Origin of the sequence: Kitasatospora sp. NPDC059722, from assembly GCF_042733235.1 — a bacterium.
GTDB lineage: Bacteria > Actinomycetota > Actinomycetes > Streptomycetales > Streptomycetaceae > Kitasatospora.
The window spans coordinates 1-20444 of the sequence record NZ_JBHWGD010000112.1 but is presented as its reverse complement, the minus strand read 5'-3'; the positions used below and the strand labels follow the sequence as shown (position 1 = coordinate 20444).

19 protein-coding genes and 1 riboswitch are annotated in these 20444 nt (G+C 73.4%); of the genes, 7 read left to right on the top strand and 12 right to left on the bottom strand.

The annotated features are described in order from the left end of the window. Nucleotides 1-126: 126 nt before the first annotated feature. Nucleotides 127-969: a hypothetical protein gene (locus ACFV4F_RS37890; protein WP_380509643.1), complete on the bottom strand. Its 843-nt coding sequence runs from the start codon at nt 967-969 to the stop codon at nt 127-129. A gap of 135 nt (nt 970-1104) precedes the next feature. Between ACFV4F_RS37890 and ACFV4F_RS37885 the strand changes: the two genes are divergently transcribed. Beyond that, on the top strand, nt 1105-3606 hold the full coding sequence (locus ACFV4F_RS37885) for a helicase-associated domain-containing protein (RefSeq protein ID WP_380509641.1): 2502 nt from the start codon (nt 1105-1107) through the stop codon (nt 3604-3606). A gap of 6 nt (nt 3607-3612) precedes the next feature. Here the strand turns inward: ACFV4F_RS37885 and ACFV4F_RS37880 are convergent, their stop codons facing one another. Beyond that, a complete protein-coding gene (locus tag ACFV4F_RS37880; protein ID WP_380435486.1) occupies nt 3613-3864 on the bottom strand; it encodes a hypothetical protein in 252 nt (83 codons plus the stop codon). 104 nt (nt 3865-3968) lie between these two features. On the opposite strand from ACFV4F_RS37880, the gene ACFV4F_RS37875 reads away from it, so the two are divergent. Together ACFV4F_RS37875 and ACFV4F_RS37870 are read left to right on the top strand one after the other, a co-directional pair. Then, nucleotides 3969-4370 carry a hypothetical protein gene (locus ACFV4F_RS37875; RefSeq protein WP_380435484.1) on the top strand — a complete coding sequence of 134 codons (402 nt, stop codon included), beginning with the start codon at nt 3969-3971 and terminating at the stop codon, nt 4368-4370. A gap of 82 nt (nt 4371-4452) precedes the next feature. Beyond that, a complete protein-coding gene (locus ACFV4F_RS37870; protein ID WP_380435482.1) occupies nt 4453-6090 on the top strand; it encodes a DNA repair helicase XPB in 1638 nt (545 codons plus the stop codon). Between the two features lie 6 nt (nt 6091-6096). On the opposite strand, the gene ACFV4F_RS37865 is transcribed toward ACFV4F_RS37870, so the two are convergent. Continuing rightward, nucleotides 6097-6252: a hypothetical protein gene (locus ACFV4F_RS37865; protein ID WP_380435480.1), complete on the bottom strand. Its 156-nt coding sequence runs from the start codon at nt 6250-6252 to the stop codon at nt 6097-6099. Between the two features lie 290 nt (nt 6253-6542). Between ACFV4F_RS37865 and ACFV4F_RS37860 the strand changes: the two genes are divergently transcribed. Next, complete coding sequence (locus ACFV4F_RS37860; RefSeq protein ID WP_380509638.1) at nt 6543-8594, top strand: HelD family protein; 2052 nt, start codon at nt 6543-6545, stop codon at nt 8592-8594. Nucleotides 8595-8677: 83 nt separating this feature from the next. Here the strand turns inward: ACFV4F_RS37860 and ACFV4F_RS37855 are convergent, their stop codons facing one another. From ACFV4F_RS37855 to ACFV4F_RS37845, 3 genes are all read right to left on the bottom strand, one after another. Further along, nucleotides 8678-9364, bottom strand: coding sequence for a copper homeostasis protein CutC (locus tag ACFV4F_RS37855; RefSeq protein ID WP_380435476.1), 687 nt, complete (start codon nt 9362-9364; stop codon nt 8678-8680). 81 nt (nt 9365-9445) lie between these two features. Beyond that, nucleotides 9446-10423 carry a hypothetical protein gene (locus ACFV4F_RS37850; RefSeq protein WP_380509635.1) on the bottom strand — a complete coding sequence of 326 codons (978 nt, stop codon included), beginning with the start codon at nt 10421-10423 and terminating at the stop codon, nt 9446-9448. Next, complete coding sequence (locus tag ACFV4F_RS37845; RefSeq protein WP_380435472.1) at nt 10420-10803, bottom strand: PadR family transcriptional regulator; 384 nt, start codon at nt 10801-10803, stop codon at nt 10420-10422. The genes ACFV4F_RS37850 and ACFV4F_RS37845 overlap by 4 nt, the downstream gene beginning before the upstream one ends. A gap of 88 nt (nt 10804-10891) precedes the next feature. Here ACFV4F_RS37845 and ACFV4F_RS37840 point away from each other — a divergent pair, with 88 nt between their 5' ends. Next, a complete protein-coding gene (locus ACFV4F_RS37840) occupies nt 10892-11539 on the top strand; it encodes a hypothetical protein (RefSeq protein WP_380509633.1) in 648 nt (215 codons plus the stop codon). On the opposite strand, the gene ACFV4F_RS37835 is transcribed toward ACFV4F_RS37840, so the two are convergent. The 5 genes from ACFV4F_RS37835 to thrC all read right to left on the bottom strand — a co-directional run bounded on the left by ACFV4F_RS37835 (nt 11536) and on the right by thrC (nt 16330). Then, nucleotides 11536-11886: a hypothetical protein gene (locus ACFV4F_RS37835; protein WP_380509630.1), complete on the bottom strand. Its 351-nt coding sequence runs from the start codon at nt 11884-11886 to the stop codon at nt 11536-11538. The two genes, ACFV4F_RS37840 and ACFV4F_RS37835, sit on opposite strands and share 4 nt — an antisense overlap. A 91-nt stretch (nt 11887-11977) precedes the next feature. Further along, nucleotides 11978-13597, bottom strand: a complete 1620-nt coding sequence (gene groL, locus ACFV4F_RS37830; protein ID WP_380435466.1) for a chaperonin GroEL — start codon at nt 13595-13597, stop codon at nt 11978-11980. Between the two features lie 310 nt (nt 13598-13907). Next, nucleotides 13908-14108 (bottom strand): cold-shock protein, encoded by a 201-nt coding sequence (locus ACFV4F_RS37825; RefSeq protein WP_153461112.1) that lies wholly within the window; start codon nt 14106-14108, stop codon nt 13908-13910. Between the two features lie 639 nt (nt 14109-14747). Then, on the bottom strand, nt 14748-15026 hold the full coding sequence (locus ACFV4F_RS37820) for a ubiquitin-like small modifier protein 1 (RefSeq protein ID WP_380435464.1): 279 nt from the start codon (nt 15024-15026) through the stop codon (nt 14748-14750). Nucleotides 15027-15049: 23 nt separating this feature from the next. Further along, entirely contained in the window at nt 15050-16330 is a 1281-nt protein-coding gene (thrC, locus tag ACFV4F_RS37815; RefSeq protein WP_380435462.1) for a threonine synthase, read from the bottom strand. Between the two features lie 17 nt (nt 16331-16347). After that, a riboswitch (SAM riboswitch) is annotated at nt 16348-16480 on the bottom strand. Nucleotides 16481-16622: 142 nt separating this feature from the next. Between thrC and ACFV4F_RS37810 the strand changes: the two genes are divergently transcribed. Beyond that, a complete protein-coding gene (locus tag ACFV4F_RS37810; RefSeq protein WP_380509627.1) occupies nt 16623-17651 on the top strand; it encodes a glucosyl-3-phosphoglycerate synthase in 1029 nt (342 codons plus the stop codon). A gap of 265 nt (nt 17652-17916) precedes the next feature. Continuing rightward, nucleotides 17917-19371 (top strand): trehalose-6-phosphate synthase, encoded by a 1455-nt coding sequence (locus ACFV4F_RS37805; RefSeq protein ID WP_380509624.1) that lies wholly within the window; start codon nt 17917-17919, stop codon nt 19369-19371. Here the strand turns inward: ACFV4F_RS37805 and otsB are convergent. Continuing rightward, the gene (gene otsB / locus ACFV4F_RS37800; RefSeq protein WP_380509621.1) at nt 19358-20197 is read right to left on the bottom strand and encodes a trehalose-phosphatase; all 840 of its coding nucleotides are present in this window, start codon (nt 20195-20197) and stop codon (nt 19358-19360) included. The genes ACFV4F_RS37805 and otsB overlap by 14 nt on opposite strands. Nucleotides 20198-20444 lie beyond the last annotated feature (247 nt).

Sequence of the window (20444 nt, the reverse complement as noted above, 5' to 3'; positions counted from 1 at the left end):
TCCTACGCCCTCAGCGGCGCATACACCGGCATCTACGGCTACGCCGGCCAGGTCTACTAACCCACACAAACACAACGGCCCTGCACCCCACCCAAGGGTGCAGGGCCGCCGTGTTGCTGCGAGGTGTCACCCTTCCTGCTGCGGCTTGCGGCGCAGAGCCATGAGCAGCAGGAACGCCGCCGTCAGGGCCGCCGAGAGGCGCAGGACGCCCGGGGCGGACGCCCAGGTCATCTGCCCGAGCTGCGAACCGGGTCCGGCTCCCGCCTGGCCGTGCTGGGTCTGGCGCATCTGGTAGAGGGTGGACGCGCTCATCGTGATCAGCGGGATGCCGAAGATCGCGAACTTGCGGGTGAGGTCCTTGAGTTGGCTGGAGAGGTAGCCGAGGCCCCAGCCCGCCAGCATGGCCGGGAAGAAACCGGTCCAGGCGCCGCCCGCGAGGAGGGCGGAGGCGAGCAGGAGCAGCGGGGACGGGCAGCGGCCGGCGAGTGCGCTCTTCTTCGGAGGCTTCGAGGACTTCGGGGACTGCCCTGGCTTCGCGGAACCGGCGGCTCTGGCGGCCTTCTTCTCCTTCCGTGCCTTCTTCGGCTTCGCCCCGGCCGCCGGCTGCGGCCCCACCGGCTGCGCGGTCGGCTCGTCGCCCTCCGCCGCCCGCTGCTCGGGGATCTGCTTCGGCGGGGCCGCCGGCGCGTCCGAGAAGTTGAGCATCACGAGGTCCCAGCCGCCCCCGCCGGAGTGGATCACCTGCGGCGGCGGTACGGCGTCCGGGTCGGCCTCGTCCGCGGGCTCGCGCGGCGGGTCGAGCGGCACGGCTGACATGCCCGGCACGCCGGGCGCAGTGGCGGCGTCGTACACGCTGTCGTCGGAGCCGTCGTGGGAGCCGTCCCGGGCACCGTCGCGGGTCCCGGCGGACTCACCGCCCGACCGCGCGCTCCACGGCCCGCTCTTGCGCCACCACTCGCCGTCCGTCATCCCCGACACCCCGCCTCGCCCGTACCCTGCCCGACCCACCGAACCACCCTCGGCGTGACGCTACCCACCAGTCCCCCACCCACGCGAGTCCCGACCCCGGGTCCACCGGCGCCGCACCCGACTAACCTAGGTCGAATGACCACACAGCAGGGCCCCCAACGCTCCGGCAGGTCCGCCGCCGGCCCCCGCACGCTCGCCGAGGAGCTGCGCGCCCGCCCGGACGACGGTCTGGCCGCCCTGCTCCGCGCCCGCCCGGACCTGCTCAACCCGGTGCCCGGCGACCTCACCCAGCTGTCCGCCCGGCTGTCGTCGCGCGCCTCCGCGCTGCGCGCCCTGGAGCGGCTCGACCGGTTCACCCTGCAGGTCGCCGAGGCGCTGGCCACCGCACCGGACGGCACCACGCTCACCACCGTCCGCACACTGCTGACCGGCCCCGCGAAGGTCAAGCCGCACCCGGGCGCCACCCCGCTCACCCCGGCCGACCGGTCCGCCGTGGCCGCCGCGCTGCCCCGGGCGATCGCCACCCTGCGCGACCGCGCCCTGCTGTGGGGTCCGGACAACGGGCTGCGCCTGGTCCTCGCCGTCCGCGAGGCGCTCGCGCCGACCGCCGCCAATCCCGGACGCACCGGCCTCGGCCCGACGCTCGCCGACGCCACCATGGGCATGTCCCCGGCCCGGCTGCAGCAGCTGCTCGCCTCCGCCGGCCGGCCCGCGACGCCGGACCCGGTCACCGCCGTCGCCGCGCTCACCGCGCTGCTCGCCGACCGCGCCCGCTGCGACGCCCTGCTCGCCACCGCCCCCGAGCCGGCGCTGCGGCTGCTGGAGCGCCTCGTCTGGGGCCCGCCCACCGGCACCGTCCCGGACGCGGCCCGCCCGGTCACCGCCGAGGACGCGCAGAGCCCCGTCGAGTGGCTGCTCGCCCGCGGCCTGCTGCTGCCGAGCGGCCCCGGCAGCGTCGTCCTGCCGCGCGAACTCGCCCTGCACCTGCGCGGCGGGCGCACCCACCGCACCGTCGAGCCCGCCCAGCCCGAGCCCCGGCCCGCCGCTCCACCGCGCGATCCACAGGCTGTGGACAGCGCCGCCGCCGGCCAGGCCCACACCGCCGTCAAGACCGTCGAGGAGCTGCTCGACCTGTGGGGCCTCACCCCGCCGCCCACCCTGCGCGCGGGCGGCCTCGGCGTGCGCGACCTCAAGCGCACCGCCCAGGCCCTGGAGACCACCGAGCAGCAGACCCCCTTCTGGCTCGAACTCGCCTACACCGCGGGCCTGCTGGCCCCGGACGGCGAGGCCGACGAGTGCTGGGCCCCGACCCCGGCGTACGACACCTGGCTCCAGCAGGACACCGCCGAGCGCTGGTCCGTCCTCGCCACCGCCTGGCTCGCGGCCACCCGCGTGCCCGGCCTCACCGGCACCCCGGACGGCAAGGGCAAGCCGCGCGCCGCCCTCGGCCCCGAACTCGACCGCACGCTCGCCCCGTCCGTCCGCCGCGCCGCCCTCGCGCTGCTCGCCGAACTCCCGCCCGGCACCCCCGCCACCGCCGCCGAACTGCTGCCCACCCTGCGCTGGCAGCGCCCGCTGCGCGGCGGCCCGACCGGCCCGGGCGGCCACGAACTGCGCGACGACCTCGCCGGCTGGGCCCTCGCCGAGGCCGAACTCCTGGGGATCACCGGCCGCGGCGCCCTCGCCGCCCCCGCCCGCGCGCTGCTCACCGCCGAGGCCGACCCGGCCGAGGTGCTGGCCCCGCTGCTGCCCCGGCCGCTCGACCACGTCATCCTGCAGCCCGACCTCACCGCGATCGCCCCGGGTCCGCTGCTCACCCCGCTCGCCCAGGCGCTCGCGCTCTGCGCCGACATCGAGTCCAAGGGCGGCGCCACCGTCTACCGGTTCACCCCGGCGTCCGTGCGCCGCGCCCTCGACGCCGGACGCACCGCCGCCGACCTGCGGGCCTTCCTGGAGCAGCACTCGCGCACGCCCGTCCCGCAGCCGCTGACGTACCTGATCGACGACGTCGCCCGTCGGCACGGCGTCCTGCGGGTCGGCGCCGCGTCCTCGTACCTGCGCTGCGACGACACCTCGCTGCTCGGCGAGGTCCTCGCCGACCGCCGCTCCGCCGACCTGCGGCTGCGGCTGCTCGCCCCGACCGTCCTCGCCTCCCAGGCCGCCCCGGACGTCCTGCTCGCGACGCTGCGCACGATGGGCTACGCCCCGGCCGCCGAGTCCGCCGAGGGCGACGTGCTGATCACCCGCCCGGACAGCCACCGCACCCCGCCGCGCACCGCGCCGACGCCCGTCCCGGACGGCCCCCCGAGCCCCGACGACACCCTGCTCGCCGCCGCCATCAAGGCCATCCGGGCCGGCGACCGCGCCGCGACCGCCAACCGCCGCGAGCCGGCCCCCGACCCGCGCAAGCTACCGCGCACGGCCGCCGCCGAGACGCTGGCCACCCTCCAGACCGCCGTCCTGCTCGGCGAGCGGATGTGGATCGGCTACCTCAACGCCGAGGGCATCGCCAGCCAGCGGATCATCGACCCGGTCAAGGTCGAGGGCGGCTTCGTCACCGCCTTCGACCACCACGCCGACGAGCTGCGCACCTTCGCCCTGCACCGCATCACGGGCGTGGCCGAACTGGAGGACTGAACGGGCTCAGTGCCCCTGCGACTCCTTCATCTTCTCCTTGACCGCCTGGTCCGCCAGGGTGCCGATCTGCCCCTGCCCGACCGGCAGTTCGCCCCCGGTGACGGTGTCCGCCAGCAGGAACCCGGGCGCGGCGAGCAGCCCGCCCGGCCCCTCCCCGATGCCCGCGAGGGCGTGCGCCGAGCCGGCGGAGGAGGCGGTGGCGGCGAAGGCCGTCCCCATGAGGGCGAGGGCGGTGAGAACACGCTTCGACTTGTTCATGCCCGGCCCAACGAGCGACACCCGCCGTGGTCACCACGCGGTTGCGGCCCGGGCGCACCCGGCGTAGTCCGGAGACAGGGGCACCCGACAAGGAGGCATCCACCATGCTCGGCGATCGGATAGCGGAGTTCACCACCACGGAGAGCGGCCGGCGGGTCCTCGCCACGGTCGGCAGCCCCGCACTGGAAGTCTCGATGACCGGCACCGGCCAGGTCCTCGGCCACCCCGCCCGGGAGTTCGTCACCTACGAGGCCGAGCTCCGCCCCGACGGCTCGCTGTTCGGCGAGGGCCAGGGCATCGGCATGTCCGACAAGGGCGAGGCCTACAGCTGGCACGGCAGCGGCATCGGCCACTTCACCGAGGGCGGCGCCGTCCGCTGGCGCGGCAGCATCTACTTCGAGAGCTCCGCGGACGCCTTCCTGCGCCTCAACGACCTGGTCGGCCTGTTCGAGTTCGAGAACGACCCCCAGGGCAACGGCAAGGCCGTCCTGTACGAGTGGAAGTAGCCCACCCACGTTCACCGCGGAATGAGCGACACTGGAGGGTCTGCGTCAAACCACCCTGTCAGCCAGTGGAGGGCTCCCCCGCGTGAACGACGGACCGCTCATCGTCCAGAGCGACAAAACTCTTCTCCTGGAGATCGACCACCCCAAGGCCTCCGACTGCCGCCGCGCCATCGCGCCGTTCGCCGAACTGGAGCGGGCGCCCGAGCACGTGCACACGTACCGGGTGACGCCGCTCGGGCTGTGGAACGCGCGGGCCGCCGGGCACGACGCGGAGCAGGTGGTCGACGCCCTGGTGACGTACTCGCGCTACCCGGTGCCGCACGCGCTGCTGGTGGACGTGGCCGACACCATGGCCCGTTACGGGCGCCTCCAGCTCAACAAGCACCCCGTCCACGGGCTCGTGCTCACCACCACCGACCGGCCGGTCCTGGAGGAGGTGCTGCGCTCCAAGAAGATCGTCCCGCTGGTCGGCGCCCGGGTCGACCCGGACAGCGTGGTCGTGCACCCCTCCGAGCGCGGCCAGATCAAGCAGGTGCTGCTCAAACTCGGCTGGCCCGCCGAGGACTTCGCCGGGTACGTGGACGGCGAGGCGCACCCCATCGACCTGGAGCAGGACGGCTGGCAGCTGCGCCCGTACCAGGCGCAGGCCGTCGAGGGCTTCTGGCACGGCGGCTCCGGCGTCGTCGTGCTGCCCTGCGGCGCCGGCAAGACGCTGGTCGGCGCCGCCGCGATGGCGGAGGCGAAGTCGACCACGCTGATCCTGGTCACCAACACCGTCTCGGCCCGGCAGTGGAAGCACGAGCTGGTCAAGCGCACCTCGCTCACCGAGGACGAGATCGGCGAGTACAGCGGCACGAAGAAGGAGATCCGCCCGGTCACCATCGCCACCTACCAGGTGATGACGACCAAGCGGAAGGGCGTGTACGCGCACCTGGAGCTGTTCGACGCCCGCAACTGGGGCCTGGTCGTCTACGACGAGGTCCACCTGCTGCCCGCGCCGGTGTTCAAGTTCACCGCCGACCTCCAGGCCCGCCGGCGCCTCGGCCTGACCGCGACGCTCGTGCGCGAGGACGGCCGCGAGGGCGACGTGTTCAGCCTCATCGGCCCCAAGCGCTTCGACGCGCCGTGGAAGGAGATCGAGGCGCAGGGCTACATCGCGCCCGCCGACTGCTGCGAGGTGCGGGTCACCCTGACCGACTCCGAGCGCCTCGCCTACGCGACCGCCGAACCGGAGGAGCGCTACCGCTTCTGCGCCACGACGGCGACCAAGCGGCGGGTGGTGGAGGCGCTGGTCAGGAAGCACGAGAAGGACCAGACGCTGATCATCGGCCAGTACATCGACCAGCTGGACGAGCTCGGGGAGGCGCTCGACGCGCCGGTGATCAAGGGCGAGACCAGCAACGCGCAGCGCGAGAAACTGTTCGACGCGTTCCGGAACAAGGAGATCGGCGTCCTCGTGGTCTCCAAGGTCGCGAACTTCTCGATCGACCTGCCCGAGGCCACGGTGGCCATCCAGGTCTCCGGGACCTTCGGCTCCCGCCAGGAGGAGGCCCAGCGCCTCGGCCGCGTCCTGCGCCCGAAGGCGGACGGCCACGCGGCGCACTTCTACTCGGTGGTCGCCCGGGACACCGTGGACCAGGACTTCGCCGCGCACCGGCAGCGCTTCCTGGCCGAGCAGGGCTACGCCTACCGCATCATCGACGCGGACGACGTGCTCTAGCGGGGTTCAGTACCGGACACCGTCGCGCCCGAGGAAGATCACGCGCGCGGCGGTGTCCAGGGCGATCCCGACGTTGCGGACGGCGGTGGCGAGCGGGTTGCGGTGGCGGCCCGGGAGGGCGGTGGCACCGGCCGGGGCTGTGCTGGGGTTCCGTGTGCTCATGTCTTCAACGGTAGGCACCCGACCGGCCGAAGGCATCACTCCAAAGGCCGCATCCGCCGGGCCGGACCTCGTCCTCCGGGTGTATGCGCACCCCTGAGAGCTGCGGGGCTGGAACCCCGAGACGGACAGGTCTAAGATCGTCCGTCTGCCCCCTCCCGAACCGTGGTACCTGCTGAAGTCCCGCAGGCAGCCGGGGGAGGCGCCGACCGCACGGCAACCGGCCGGCCGTACCCACCGTGAGCTCCATCGATCCGCTGCGCCCGCCACCGGGGCAGCCGGGAAGGTTCGCCGTGCCCGCCACCCCCACCACCGACCCCCTCCAGCGCGAACGCGACCACCTGGCCGCGTCCCGGTCCGCGCTGCGAGCGATGCGCGAGGACGTCCAGTCGCTGGACCTGCGCGACGTGACCGGCACCTGGGTGTCCGCCGCCGTCCTCCAGAACCAGATCGAGGCCAGGATCGCCGCCCTGGCCGACCTCGCCGACACCCCGCTGTTCTTCGGCCGCCTCGACTACCTGCACGCGATCAGCGAGGAGCTGTCCGAAGGCGGCGGAGGAGAGAACTTCTACATCGGCCGCCGCCACGTGCACGACGCCGACGGCGACCCGATGGTGATCGACTGGCGCGCGCCGGTCTCCCAGCCGTTCTACCGGGCCAGCCGCACCGAGCCGATGGACGTCGAGCGCCGCCGCCGCTTCGGCTACACCGGCGGCGAGCTCACCGCGTACGAGGACGAGCACCTCACCGACCCCGAGGAGACGGAAACCTCCTCCGCCCTCCTCGCCGCCGAGATCGAGAAGCCCCGCGTCGGCCCGATGCGCGACATCGTCGCCACCATCCAGCCCGAGCAGGACGAGATCGTCCGCTCCGACGTCACGGGCACCATCTGCGTCCAGGGCGCCCCCGGCACCGGGAAGACCGCCGTCGGCCTGCACCGCGTCGCGTACCTGCTGTACGCGCACCGCGAGCGCCTCGCCCGCACCGGCACGCTGGTGATCGGCCCGAACAACGCGTTCCTCTCCTACATCGAGCAGGTCCTGCCCGCCCTCGGGGAGCTCGACGTCGCGCAGGCCACCGTGCAGCAGCTGGTCGGGCACGTCGAGGTCAGGGGCGAGGACACCCCCGAGTCGGCCCGGCTGAAGGGCGACGCCCGGATGGCCGAGGTGCTGCGCCGGGCCGTCCGCTCGGGCATCGCGCTGCCCACCGAGCCCTGCGTGGTGGTCCGCGGCTCCCGCCGCTGGCGCGTCCCCGTCCACGAACTGGCGGAGATCATCGAGGAGTTGAAGGGCCGCGACACCCGCTACGGCGCCGCCGGCGAGGCCCTGCCGCAGCGCATCGCGCACACCGTGCTGCTGAAGATGGAGCAGTCCGGCGAGGCCCCGGACGACCGGGTGCAGGACGCGGTGGCCCGCAACTCCGCGGTCAAGGCCGTCGTCAAGCAGTGCTGGCCGCCGGTCGACCCGGCCAAGCTGGTGCTGCGGCTGCTCTCCGACCCGGAGTTCCTGGCCGCGTGCGCCGAGGGCGTGCTCACCGCCGAGGAGCAGCGGGCGGTGCTGTGGCCCAAGCCCGGCCGCTCGGTGAAGACGGCCCGCTGGACGGCGGCGGACGCCGTCCTGGTCGACGAGGCCGGCGACCTGGTCCAGCGCACGCCCTCGCTCGGGCACGTGGTGCTGGACGAGGCCCAGGACCTCTCCCCGATGCAGTACCGCGCGGTCGGCCGCCGCTGCACCACCGGCTCGGCGACCGTCCTCGGCGACCTCGCCCAGGGCACCACCCCGTGGGCCACCGCGAGCTGGCCGGACGCCCTGCACCACCTGGGCAAGCCGGGCGCCCACGTCGAGGAGCTCACCAAGGGCTTCCGGGTGCCGGAAGAGGTCATCGCGTACGCCTCCCGGCTGCTGCCCGCGATCGCCCCCGGCCTGGCCCCGGCGACCTCGGTGCGCGACACCGCGGGGTCGCTGGCGATCCGCCGGGTCGCGGACGGGGAGCTGACGGAGGCGGTGGTCGAGGCCTGCCGGCGGGCCCTGGAGCACGAGGGTTCGACCGGCCTGATCGCCGCCGACGCGCGCGTCCCGCTGTTCGCCGAGGCGCTGGCCGCGGCCGGCCTGCCGCACCTCTCCCCCGGCGCCGAGACCAGCGCCGAGGCCCGGCTGACGCTCGTCCCGGCCTCACTGGCCAAGGGTCTGGAGTACGACTACGTGGTGCTGGACGAGCCGGCCGCCGTGATCGCCGGCGAACCGGACGAGCGCACCGGCCTGCGCCGCCTGTACGTGGCGCTCACCCGCGCCGTCTCGGGCCTGACCGTCCTGCACGCGGAGCCGCTGCCCGAACAGCTCGGATAGCGGCGGAGGGGCCGGCCCGCATCCGGACCGGCCCCTCCCGCGCGCGACGGACACCGGTCGACCGGCTGTCGGCGCTTCCACGCTCAGCCGTCGATCAGGGCCCGCCACTCGGCGACCTTCGCCGCGTCGACCGGCGCCTGCCACCCGCCGGCGCGGACCGCGCCGCCGACGTGGAAGGCGTCGAAGCCGGCCGCCCGCAGCTCCGGCACGTGCTCGGCCCGCAGGCCGCCGCCGATCAGGATCCGCTGCCCGTACCCGGGTTCGGCCTTCCTGGCCAGTTCCGCGAGGAGCACCTCGCGCCCGGCGTCCACGCCGCCCGGCGCGCCCGAGGTGAGGAAGGTGTCCAGTCCGGGCAGCGCGCCGACGGCCGCGCGGACGGCGGCCCGATCGGCACTGTGGTCGATCGCCCGGTGGAAGGTCCACCGGCAGCCGGCCACCGCGTCCGCGACCGCCGCGGTGGCGGCGAGGTCGACGGCGCCGTCCGCGTCGAGGAAGCCGAGGACGAACTCCTCGGCCCCCTCGGCGCGGAGCCCGGCGGCGCGGGCGCGCAGCTCGTCCAGGTCGCCCGGCGCGAAGCCGTCCCGGAGGCGGAGCATGACGCGCAGCGGCAGGTCGACGGCGGCCCGGATCCGGGCGAAGTCCTCGACGGACGGGGAGAGTCCGTCGGCGGCCATGTCCGTGACCAGTTCGAGCCGGTCGGCGCCGCCCGACTCGGCGGCCCGGGCGTCCTGGGGGGTCAGCGCGATGACTTCGAAAATTGGTCTAGACATATCCGTAGCCTGCCACATCCGCCCACCCCCGGCGAGCCCGCCGCCCGCTTCCGGTCACCGGCCCCGGCGACCGGCTCGGGGTCACGCCGCGGCGCGCTCCTCGTCGACGTCGCCGCCGCCGGGGCCGCCCGTGCCGCCCCGCCCGATCCTGTGCATCGCCACCGCGGCGATCACCATCAGCCCGATCACCGGCAGCGCGACCGGCAGCAGCCGGGAGAACCCGCCCGACTCGCGCCAGATGTTGAACAGGCTCGCGAACGTCGTCAGCGACAGCACCGCGACGCCCACGGCGGCCGGGAACTCCTTGCCGCGCAGAGCGGTGAAGGTCAGCAGCACCGGCACGAGCAGCAGCACCGCGAACCACTGCGAGTCCAGCGGGAAGGTGGTGTCGTCCCAGCGCTGGAGCCACACCAGCCCGGCGCCACCGACCACCGAGGCCAGCACCACCCCGCGGGTGCGCCAACCCGGCTTCGGCAGCAGGTCCGTCGGCGCCGCGAGCAGCAGGACGGCGGCCAGCGCGGCCGGCAGGGTCGCCATGCCGACGTACCCGGCCCACCACAGGTCGAAGAACACCGGCCCGGTGAACGCCTGCGCCAGGACGGCCAGTCCGAGCACCGCCTGGATCGAGGCGATGACGCGCACGGCCGTCCACCGCCCGAGCAGCGCCGCGATCGCGAGCAGCAGCGCGGTCACCGGCGGCGCGAGGATCGTGGCCCACGTGGTGTACGAGTGGTCCCAGGTGAGCTTGAAGGAGGCCCCGTCCGGGTCGGTGACCCACGGGACCAGCCCCGAACCGGCCAGCGCGCCGGCCACCATCGGCGCGGCGAGCCCGAGCACCCGCCCGAGCATCCCGGAGCCGGTCAGCCCGAGCCGCACCCGCAGCCCGTACGCGGCCAGGTCGAAGACCTCCCGGGCGACGGCCGAGCGGTCGGCCTCGGCCGTGGCGTCGGCGAAGACGGCGGCGATCTCCTCGCCGCGCTCGCGGCGGTACCGGGACGGGTACAGCTGGAGAGCGGCCCGCAGCGCGCCCGAGGGCGCTCCGATCGTGGGTGTGGTCATGCGAAACTCCCCCTCGTCAAGGTCCGCAGCGCGGTCCCGGGCTTCCCCTTCAGCGCCGACCGGACGGTGGCCAGCCGGCGCTCCGCCTCGGCCGCGACCGACCGCAGCCGCTCCGCCTCGGTGGCGAGCGCCGTCCGGCCGGGGCCGGTCAGCGCGTAGGTGCGGCGGGCCCGGCCGTCCACGATCTCCTCGGCGGCGACCTCGATCAGGCCCTGCTGGAGCAGGCGGTCGAGGGCGCCGTAGAGGGTGCCGGTGCGCATCTTGACCCGGCCGTCGGAGATCTCGGAGATCTCCTGGATGAGCGCGTAACCGTGCCTGGGCGCGTCGGCCAGTGCGGTGAGCAGCAGCAGCGTCGGCTCCTGCATCGAGCGTTCTGTCATGCGTCTACATATATCGTTAACCGGCATATAGGTCCAGCACCGGTCCCCCCGGAGAGGCGTCCGTTACACGACCAGCACAATGGCGCCCATGCCGAACACCGAGGACCTGCTCGCCGACTGGACCGCCCTGTTGCACCGCTGCGGCACCACCGTCAACCCCGAGCCGTACGGGCGGGAGCTGCTCCGGCGCTGGGCCGAGCCGCAGCGCAGGTACCACACCGCCGACCACCTGCGCGCGGTCCTGCGACACGTCGACGGCCTCGCCGCGCACGCCGCCGACCCGGACGCCGTCCGCCTCGCCGCCTGGTTCCACGACGCCGTCTACCGGCCCGACCGCTCCGAGAACGAGGAGCGCAGCGCGGCGCTCGCGGTCCGGGCCCTGACCGCCGCCGGCCTGCCCGCCGCGCGGACGGCCGAGGTCGAGCGCCTCGTCCTGCTCACCGTCACCCACGACCCCGCTCCGGGCGACCGCGACGGCGAGGTGCTGTGCGACGCGGACCTCGCCGTGCTCGGCGGCACCCCCGAGGCGTACGCGGCCTACGCGGGCGCCGTCCGCGAGGAGTACGGCTTCGTGCCCGAGCCGGACTTCCGGGCGGGCCGGGCGGCCGTCCTGCGCCGACTCCTCGCCCTGCCCGCGCTCTACCGCACCCCGGCCGCCCACGAGCGCCTCACCGCGCCCGCGCGGGCCAATCTGGCGGCCGAACTCGAACTACTGGAGAACCAGGGCGTGTCCTAGACCAACTTGCCGACCGGCGCGACGGCGGCGCCCTGCTTGCCGCACACCCAGTGCGGGTCCGGCCCCAGCTCCGGCTCCACGCTCAGCGCGTGCGGGTCCCCGTCGGCCGCGCAGGCGGTGCACAGCGGCCAGCGCCCGTACGCCTCCAGCAGCGCGTCCTGAACGTCCTGGGCGACCAGCCCGAGCACGTACTCGGTGCCGTCCGGCCACTGCTCCAGCCACCACCGCCGGTGCGTGACGGCCTGCTCCACGAGCGAGACGACGGCGGCGTCCGCCACGTCCCGCGCGGTGAGGTCGGACAGGATCTGCGCACGGGCCTCGTGCAGGGCGGTCTCGATGTCAGCCATCCGTCGATTCTCCCAAAAAACGCCGCGTGGGCGGCCCCCCGAAGGGAACCGCCCACGCGATCGGAACACCGATCCGGTCGTACGACCCGGATCAGAAGTCCATGTCACCGCCCGGCATGCCGCCGGCCGGGGCCGCGGCCTTCTCCGGCTTGTCGGCGATGACGGCCTCGGTGGTCAGGAACAGGGCCGCGATCGAGGCGGCGTTCTGCAGCGCCGAGCGGGTCACCTTGGCCGGGTCGATGATGCCCACGGCGATCAGGTCGACGTACTCGTTGGTGGCGGCGTTCAGGCCGTGACCGGCGGGGAGGTTGCGCACCTTCTCCACCACGACGCCGCCCTCGAGGCCGGCGTTGGTCGCGATCTGCTTGATCGGGGCCTCCAGCGCCACGCGGACGATGTTGGCACCGGTGGCCTCGTCGCCCTCGAGCTCCAGCTTGTCGAACGCGACGGCGGCCTGCAGCAGGGCGACGCCACCACCGGCGACGATGCCCTCCTCGACGGCGGCCTTGGCGTTGCGGACGGCGTCCTCGATGCGGTGCTTGCGCTCCTTGAGCTCCACCTCGGTGGCCGCGCCGGCCTTGATGACGGCCACGCCGCCGGCCAGCTTGGCGAGGCGCTCCTGGAGCTTCTCGCGGTCGTAGTCCGAGTCGCTGTTCTCGATCTCGGCGCGGATCTGGTTCACGCGGCCCGCGACCATCTCGCTCTCGCCGGCACCGTCGACGATCGTGGTCTCGTCCTTGGTGATGACGACCTTGCGGGCGCCGCCCAGGAGGTCCAGACCGGCGTTCTCCAGCTTCAGGCCGACCTCCTCGGAGATCACGGTGCCGCCGGTGAGGGTGGCGATGTCCTGGAGCATGGCCTTGCGGCGGTCGCCGAAGCCCGGGGCCTTGACGGCGACGGACTTGAAGACGCCCTTGATCTTGTTGACGATCAGGGTCGAGAGGGCCTCGCCCTCGACGTCCTCGGCGATGATGACGAGCGGCTTGCCGCTCTGCATGACCTTCTCCAGCAGCGGGAGCAGGTCCTTGATGCCGCCGATCTTGGAGTTGGCGATGAGGATGTACGGGTCCTCGAACGTCGCCTCCATCCGCTCCAGGTCGGTGGCGAAGTAGGCGGAGATGTAGCCCTTGTCGAAGCGCATGCCCTCGGTGAGCTCGAGCTCCAGACCGAAGGTGTTGCTCTCCTCGACGGTGATGACGCCTTCCTTGCCGACCTTGTCCATGGCCTCGGCGATGAGCTCGCCGATCTGGGTGTCGGCGGCCGAGATGGAGGCGGTGGAGGCGATCTGCTCCTTGGTCTCCACGTCGGTGGCCTGGGCCAGGAGCTGGTCCGAGACGGCGGCGACGGCCTTCTCGATGCCGCGCTTCAGGGCCATCGGGTTGGCGCCGGCGGCGACGTTGCGCAGACCCTCGCGAACCAGGGCCTGGGCGAGCACGGTGGCGGTGGTGGTGCCGTCACCCGCGACGTCGTCCGTCTTCTTGGCGACCTCCTTGACGAGCTCCGCGCCGATCTTCTCGTACGGGTCCTCGAGCTCGATCTCCTTGGCGATGGAGACACCGTCGTTGGTGATCGTGGGGGCGCCCCACTTCTTCTCCAGCACGACGTTGCGACCCTTGGGGCCGAGCGTGACCTTCACTGCGTCGGCGAGCTGGTTCATGCCACGCTCAAGGCCGCGGCGAGCTTCCTCATCAAAGGCGATGATCTTGGCCATCTGAAGTGGTCCTCCGGGACACGGTCGACTGCTCGGACCAAGGGGTGCCCGCGACGGACGGCCAAGGTGTGCGGGGGTCTATTCCCCTACCGCTCCCAGGGCCTCACCGACCCGGTCCGCTGTCACTCTCAAGCTGTGAGTGCTAACGCCAATGATTAGCACTCCGGGTGGTCGAGTGCAAGCCCAATCGCCAAGCCGGGAGCCGCCGCGGGAACGCCGACGGGCCCGCACGACGCGTGTCGCGCGGGCCCGTCGAGAAGCGAGTGGTCACCAGCCGTGGGCCGCGCCGAGCTCCTGGAGCCGGAAGGGGTCAGACCGCGCGGACCATGTCCGCCTGCGGGCCCTTCTGTCCCTGGGAGATCTCGAACTCGACCCGCTGGCCCTCCTCGAGGGTGCGGTAGCCGTCCATCTGGATCGCGCTGTAGTGGACGAAGACGTCCGCACCACCGTCGACCGCGATGAAGCCGTAGCCCTTCTCCGCGTTGAACCACTTGACGGTGCCCTGAGCCATTCCGAACTCCCCTAGTGCTGTGCTGGCCCTTCACGGTCCCGCAGGTCGCGGGCCCGGGTTGGTTGTGAAGGCCGGCCCGGGGAACCCCCCCTGGGCGCAGCCGTGCACGCCGCGATCAACCGCCCCGAACGACATCCGTGAGCGGGTGATTGCGTCGACCGCGGCTGAATGTATCCGGATCGACGCCCTCTGCAACAGGGCCCTCCGCGGTGAATTCCGGGTCCGCGCCAAGGGACAGGACGGGCCGAATCGGAAGGAACTCCGCAATTCACGCCGGACATAGCGGACGGATTACACAAATCCCCTGGAGAATTCTGACATCCGCGTGACATGTTTCCCGGACCCGGTCCCCGGGCGGTCTCAACGGACGGACGGCGGAGCGGCGGTTCGCACGGGGAGGGTGAGGGGGACCCCTGTTCCCGGCCGAGCGATACTCTACTCCCACTCGACCGGGAAATATTCCCGCCGAAATGCGAGCGGGGGGGGGCCCCCCCCCCCCCCGCGGGGGCCCGCGCCGGGCGCGCCGCGCGCCGGCCGGGGGGGGGGGCGCGCCCCCCCCCCCCCCCCCCCCCCCCCCCCCCCCCCCCACCGACGCCCGCCCCCCCCCCCCGCGCGCCCCCGGTCGGAGCGGGGCGCGGCTCAGCAGCCGCCGGCCACCGCCGGAATGATCGAGACGCTGGCACCGTCCTTGATCTCGGTCGCCAGTCCCTCGGCGAATCGCACGTCGTCGTCGTTCACGTACACGTTCACGAAACGGCGCAGCTTGCCGGTGTCGTCCAGGATGCGCGCGGAGATGCCCGCGTGGTTCTTCTCCAGGTCGGCGATGACGTCGCCCAGGGTCCCGCCGTCGGCGGTGACCTCGGCGGACCCGCCGGTGTAGGTGCGCAGGATGGTGGGGATGCGGACGGTGGCGCTCATGGGTGGCTCTCCTCGTGGGGGAATCAGGCGGACGCGAGGCCGGCGGTGCGGAAGGACTCCAGCGTCGGGCGGATGACCGCGGTCATCCCGGCATCGGCGACGGCGTCCAGGGTCTTGAGGCCGTCACCGGTGTTGATCGCGACGGTCTCCTTGGCCGGATCCAGCTGCCCGGTCTCGACCAGCTTCTTGAGCACGCCGACGGTCACCCCGCCCGCGGTCTCGGCGAAGATGCCCTCGGTGCGGGCCAGCAGCCGGATGGCGGCCACCACCTCGGCGTCGGTGACGTCCTCGACCGCTCCGCCGGTGCGCCGCGCGATGTCCAGCACGTACGGGCCGTCCGCCGGGTTGCCGATCGCCAGCGACTTGGCGATGGTGTCCGGCTTCACCGGCTTGATCACGTCCCGGCCGGCCTTGAACGCCGCGGAGACCGGCGAGCAGCCCTCGGCCTGGGCGCCGAAGATCCGGTACGGCCGGTCCTCGACCAGCCCGAGCTTGATCAGCTCCTGCAGGCCCTTGTCGATCTTCGTGAGCTGCGAGCCCGAGGCGATCGGGATGACGATCTGCTCCGGCAGCCGCCAGCCGAGCTGCTCGCAGATCTCGTACGCGAGCGTCTTGGAGCCCTCGCCGTAGTACGGGCGGAGGTTGACGTTGACGAAGCCCCAGCCCTCGCCGGCCGGGTCGCCGATCAGCTCCGAGCAGAAGCGGTTCACGTCGTCGTAGTTGCCCTCGATGCCGACCAGCTCGCCGCCGTACACACCGGCCATGACGACCTTGCCCTGCTCCAGGTCGTGCGGGATGAACACGCACGAGCGGAACCCGGCCCGGGCCGCCGCCGCACCCACCGCACCGGCCAGGTTGCCGGTCGACGAGCAGGAGAGCGTGGTGTAGCCGAAGGCGCGCGCGGCCTCGATCGCGCAGGCCACCACGCGGTCCTTGAACGAGTGCGTCGGGTTCCCCGAGTCGTCCTTCACGTACAGGTTCGCGGTGAACCCGAGCTCGCGACCGAGGTTGTCCGCCTTGACCAGCGGGGTCCAGCCGGGATTCAGGTTCGGCTTCGAAGCGACGTCCGCGGGCACCGGCAGCAGCGGCGCGTAGCGCCAGATCGACGCGGGCCCGGCCTCGATGCGCTTGCGCAGCTCCTCGGCGGCCTCGCTCCCGAACTCGTACGCGATCTCCAGCGGCCCGAAGCACTCCACACAGGCGAAGCTCGGACCGAGCGGGAAGCGGGTGCCGCACTCCCGACAGGACAGGGCGGTGGCGGGGCCGAGATCCACGGATGCGGGTGCGACTGTGTCGATAGCCATGATGGCGGAGGCCTCTCTCCTCATCTTCCCCGTGGTGCGGGCGCACCACGGGCCGGAATTGGCACCTGTCCCGCCGGGGCCTGGTGAAAGCCGCGCGAGAAGGTTGCCGGGACGTCAACGGGCCGTTCCCTCAGTCCCTCTGGATGAGCATGTGAAGTTGTCGTCAGCGGTGACCCCGGCGTGCGAAGGTCCGACCGCTGTACGAAGACTGTATCCGAAGGCGCCGAGCCCGAAAGGGACCGTCCGCCACGCGAGATGGCCCGTTCCACCCCGATCCGCCGAGGAGAGTCCCGTGCCCGCCGAACCGACCCCCGCACTCCTCCCGCAGGCGGCCTCCTGGCTGGGCCGCCGCTCGTGGAGCGCGGCCGACCGGCCGGTCGACACCCTCCTGGCGGCCAAGCGCCGCACCGGCCACACCGTCAGCGTCGTCCTGCCCGCCCTCGACGAGGCGGCCACCGTCGGCGACATCGTCCGCACGATCCGGCGCGAGCTGATGGAGCGCCTCCCCCTCGTCGACGAGCTCGTCGTCGTCGACTCAGGCTCCGCCGACGACACCGCCGCCGTGGCCGCCGCGGCCGGCGCCCGGGTCGTGCCGCGCGACGGGATCCTGCCCCGGCTGCCCGCCGTGCCCGGCAAGGGCGAGGTGCTGTGGCGCTCGCTGCTGGTCACCCGCGGCGACATCGTCTGCTTCGTCGACGCCGACCTGCGCGAGTTCGACCCCGCCTTCGTCTCCGGCACCGTCGGCCCGCTGCTCACCGAGCCGGACATCCAGCTGGTCAAGGCCATGTACGACCGCCCGCTCGAAGTCAGCGGCTCCGCCGGGGACCCTGACGCGGTCTTCCCGGCCGGCGGTGGCCGGGTGACCGAACTGGTCGCCCGCCCCCTCCTCAACCTGCACTGGCCGGAACTCGCCGGTTTCGTCCAGCCGCTCGGCGGCGAGTACGCGGCCCGCCGCGTACTGCTCGAACGGCTCCCCTTCCCCACCGGCTACGGCGTCGAACTCGGCCTCCTGGTCGACGCGTTGGAGCTCGTCGGCCTCGACGCCCTGGCCCAGGTCGACGTCGGCGTCCGCCACCACCGCCACCAGGACGGCCAGGCCCTCGGCCGGATGGCCGCCACCATCTACCGGACCGCGCTGGAACGCCTCGACCGCGCCCACCGCCTCAAGGCGTCGGCCGACCTCGTCCACCCGCTGCTCACGCAGTTCACCCGCGACCCGGAGACCCGCGCGTTCACCGCCCACACGCACCCCGTGACGGCCACGGAACGCCCCCCGATGCACACCGTCCCCGAGTACGCGAAGCGCCGCACCGACGAGTGACAGACCCGAGCAGTGCGGCCGCTGCGATCTCGCCGGTTGTCCGGCGATTGGTTTGCGACGTCTGCCGACCGGCAACGTACCAACCGTGACTCCTCCCCCTCTCGACGAGGAGGCTTCCCACTCGACCCCTGCGGAGCCTCATGGCGGCCAAGCCCTGACCGCTGCATGTCGCAGGTCTTCGACGGTACGGCCGCGCTGCGCTCCGCTCCGCCGTACGCTCGGATTCCACCCCGAAGGGTGAACGGGTAGACCCAGAAGAGGACTCATGGCCGATTCATCGACCAAACGTTCGAGCGCGACCGTGCTGGTGGCGTCCAACCGCGGACCGGTCTCCTTCAGCACCGCGGACGACGGCACGCTGACCCTCAAACGCGGTGGCGGAGGCCTGGTCTCCGGCCTCTCCGCGATCGACGACCCGAACGCCGTCTGGGTGTGCGCCGCCCTGGGCGACGCGGACCGCCGGGCCGCCCGCGAAGCCCCCCACGGCCGCCTCGACCTGGCCGGCCACGACGTCGGCGGACAGGCCGTCCGGATGCTGGACATCGACCCGGAGACCTTCGCCCGCGCCTACAACGGCGTCGCCAACTCGACCCTCTGGTTCGTCAGCCACCTGCTCTACGCCACGCCCACCGCCCCCGCCTTCGACGCCGGCTTCCGCACCGAGTGGGCCGCCTACGAGACGTACAACCGGGCCTTCTCGGACGCCCTCGCGGCCGAGGCCGCCCCGAACGCCGCCGTCCTGGTCCAGGACTACCACCTGTCCCTCACCCCGGCCCTGCTCCGCGCGGCCCGCCCCGACCTGCGCATCGGCCACTTCTCCCACACCCCGTGGGCCCCGCCCGAGTACTTCCGGCTCCTCCCGGACGACGTGGCCAGGGCCGTCCTCACCGGCATCCTCGGCGCCGACCGGGCCGGCTTCCTCACCGAACGCTGGGCGAGGGCCTTCGCCGCGTGCTGCGAGGAGATCCTGCACGCGACCGTCGACCACGACGCCCTCACCATCACCCACGACGGCCGCACGACCCGCCTCGGCGTGCACGCCCTGGGCGCCGACGCCGACTTCCTGCGCGAGCGCGCCCACCGCCCGGACGTCGACGAGCGCCTCGCCGCCCTGCGCGAGGCCGTCGGCGACCGGCGCACGATCGTCCGGGTCGACCGCACCGAACTCAGCAAGAACATCGTCCGGGGCCTGCTCGCCTACCGCCACCTCCTGCGCACGCGCCCGGAGTGGCACGACCGCGTCGTGCACATCGCCTTCGCCTACCCGTCCCGCACGGACCTCGCCGAGTACCGCGACTACACGGCCCGGGTGGAGCAACTCGCCGAAGCGATCAACACCGAATTCGCCACCCCCACCTGGCAGCCGCTGATCCTGCACGTCAACGACGACTTCCCGCGCTCCCTCGCCGCCTACCGGCTGGCCGACGTCGCCCTGGTGAACCCCATCCGGGACGGCATGAACCTGGTGGCCAAGGAAGTCCCGGTGGTCTCCGACCACGGCTGCGCGCTCGTCCTGTCCCGCGAGGCCGGCGCCCACAGCGAACTGGCCGACGACGCGATCTCCGTGAACCCGTACGACGTCATCGAGACGGCCGACGCCCTCCACGCGGGCCTCACCATGCCCGACGAGGAGCGCGCCGACCGCACCAAGCGCCTGGCCGCGTCGGCCACCGCGCTCCCGCCGCAGCAGTGGTTCCTGGACCAGCTCAACGCGCTCTGATCGCCTCGCCCAGATCCGCCAGCAGCTCCACCACGCCCGCCGGCCCGGGCACCACCAGGTCAGCCCGGTCGGCGAGCTCCCGCACCGGCGCGTCCCCCACCGCGCCGCTGCACACCAGAAGGCCCGCGAGCCCCTCCCCGCGCAGCTTCTCGACGGCGGCGAAAGCCGCGACGTCCCCCAGGTCGTCCCCCGCGTAGAGCACGGCCCGAGCCCCGACCTCCCGCAGGAAGCCCATCAGTGCGGCCCCCTTGTCCACCCCGGGAGGCCGGATTTCCAGAACCAGCCGCCCGGGCTCCACCACCAGCCCGTGCTCCGCCGCCAGATCGGCGACCGGCCCCCGCAGCAGCTCCAGCGCCTCCTCCGGCACCTCCGTACGCCGCGTGTGCACGGCCAGCGAGCGCCCCTTGTCCTCAACCCACGTCCCCTCGGGCGCCCCCACGGCGGCCAGCACCCCGGGCAGGGCCCCCCGCGCGGCGGCCACCCCCGGATGCACGTCGGGCGCCGAGAGCTCACCGGCCTCCCAGCGCTCGGCGCCGTAGTGCCCGAGCACCACGACCCCGGGAAGCCCGGCCAACCCCCCGTACTCGACCGCGAGGGCAGCCGGCCGCCCGGTGATGACGACCACCGAGCGAACGAACGGAGTCACGCTGCGGAGCGCCCCCGCCACCCCCGGATGCGCCCGAGCCCGCGAGGGATCCGCGACGATCGGCGCGAGCGTCCCGTCGAAGTCCAGAGCGACCACGGCATCACCGGGCGAAGCGAGGATCCCCCGAACCCCGTCCCGCCCGGCCCCGGTCACCGGCACCCACGTCTCAACAAAACCCATGCGGTGCCCATACCCCGAAACCCGCACGCCCCCACCCCCTCAACCACCCCCCTCCCCCGAACCCACCCAAGGCGAGAGGGAGCGCTGCGGGAGGGGGTGGCGGAGGGGGTGGCCGCGGAGAGGGGCGTGACGGGTGATTTTCAGACTGCCAACGGCGAGAACACCCCACCAAACAGAGTCGGCAGTCGGAAAATCATCCAGCCCCCGGAGCGGCCACCCCCCCCCCCCCCCCCCGCGGACCCCCCCC

What these genes read in the sequence shown, in the direction of transcription:
- ACFV4F_RS37890 (WP_380509643.1), bottom strand. Translation starts at nt 969, where the DNA reads ATGACGGACGGCGAGTGGTGGCGCAAGAGCGGGCCGTGGAGCGCGCGG.
- ACFV4F_RS37885 (WP_380509641.1), top strand. Translation starts at nt 1,105, where the DNA reads ATGACCACACAGCAGGGCCCCCAACGCTCCGGCAGGTCCGCCGCCGGC.
- ACFV4F_RS37880 (WP_380435486.1), bottom strand. Translation starts at nt 3,864, where the DNA reads ATGAACAAGTCGAAGCGTGTTCTCACCGCCCTCGCCCTCATGGGGACG.
- ACFV4F_RS37875 (WP_380435484.1), top strand. Translation starts at nt 3,969, where the DNA reads ATGCTCGGCGATCGGATAGCGGAGTTCACCACCACGGAGAGCGGCCGG.
- ACFV4F_RS37865 (WP_380435480.1), bottom strand. Translation starts at nt 6,252, where the DNA reads ATGAGCACACGGAACCCCAGCACAGCCCCGGCCGGTGCCACCGCCCTC.
- ACFV4F_RS37855 (WP_380435476.1), bottom strand. Translation starts at nt 9,364, where the DNA reads ATGTCTAGACCAATTTTCGAAGTCATCGCGCTGACCCCCCAGGACGCC.
- ACFV4F_RS37850 (WP_380509635.1), bottom strand. Translation starts at nt 10,423, where the DNA reads ATGACCACACCCACGATCGGAGCGCCCTCGGGCGCGCTGCGGGCCGCT.
- ACFV4F_RS37845 (WP_380435472.1), bottom strand. Translation starts at nt 10,803, where the DNA reads ATGACAGAACGCTCGATGCAGGAGCCGACGCTGCTGCTGCTCACCGCA.
- ACFV4F_RS37840 (WP_380509633.1), top strand. Translation starts at nt 10,892, where the DNA reads ATGCCGAACACCGAGGACCTGCTCGCCGACTGGACCGCCCTGTTGCAC.
- ACFV4F_RS37835 (WP_380509630.1), bottom strand. Translation starts at nt 11,886, where the DNA reads ATGGCTGACATCGAGACCGCCCTGCACGAGGCCCGTGCGCAGATCCTG.
- groL (WP_380435466.1), bottom strand. Translation starts at nt 13,597, where the DNA reads ATGGCCAAGATCATCGCCTTTGATGAGGAAGCTCGCCGCGGCCTTGAG.
- ACFV4F_RS37825 (WP_153461112.1), bottom strand. Translation starts at nt 14,108, where the DNA reads ATGGCTCAGGGCACCGTCAAGTGGTTCAACGCGGAGAAGGGCTACGGC.
- ACFV4F_RS37820 (WP_380435464.1), bottom strand. Translation starts at nt 15,026, where the DNA reads ATGAGCGCCACCGTCCGCATCCCCACCATCCTGCGCACCTACACCGGC.
- thrC (WP_380435462.1), bottom strand. Translation starts at nt 16,330, where the DNA reads ATGGCTATCGACACAGTCGCACCCGCATCCGTGGATCTCGGCCCCGCC.
- ACFV4F_RS37805 (WP_380509624.1), top strand. Translation starts at nt 17,917, where the DNA reads ATGGCCGATTCATCGACCAAACGTTCGAGCGCGACCGTGCTGGTGGCG.
- otsB (WP_380509621.1), bottom strand. Translation starts at nt 20,197, where the DNA reads ATGGGTTTTGTTGAGACGTGGGTGCCGGTGACCGGGGCCGGGCGGGAC.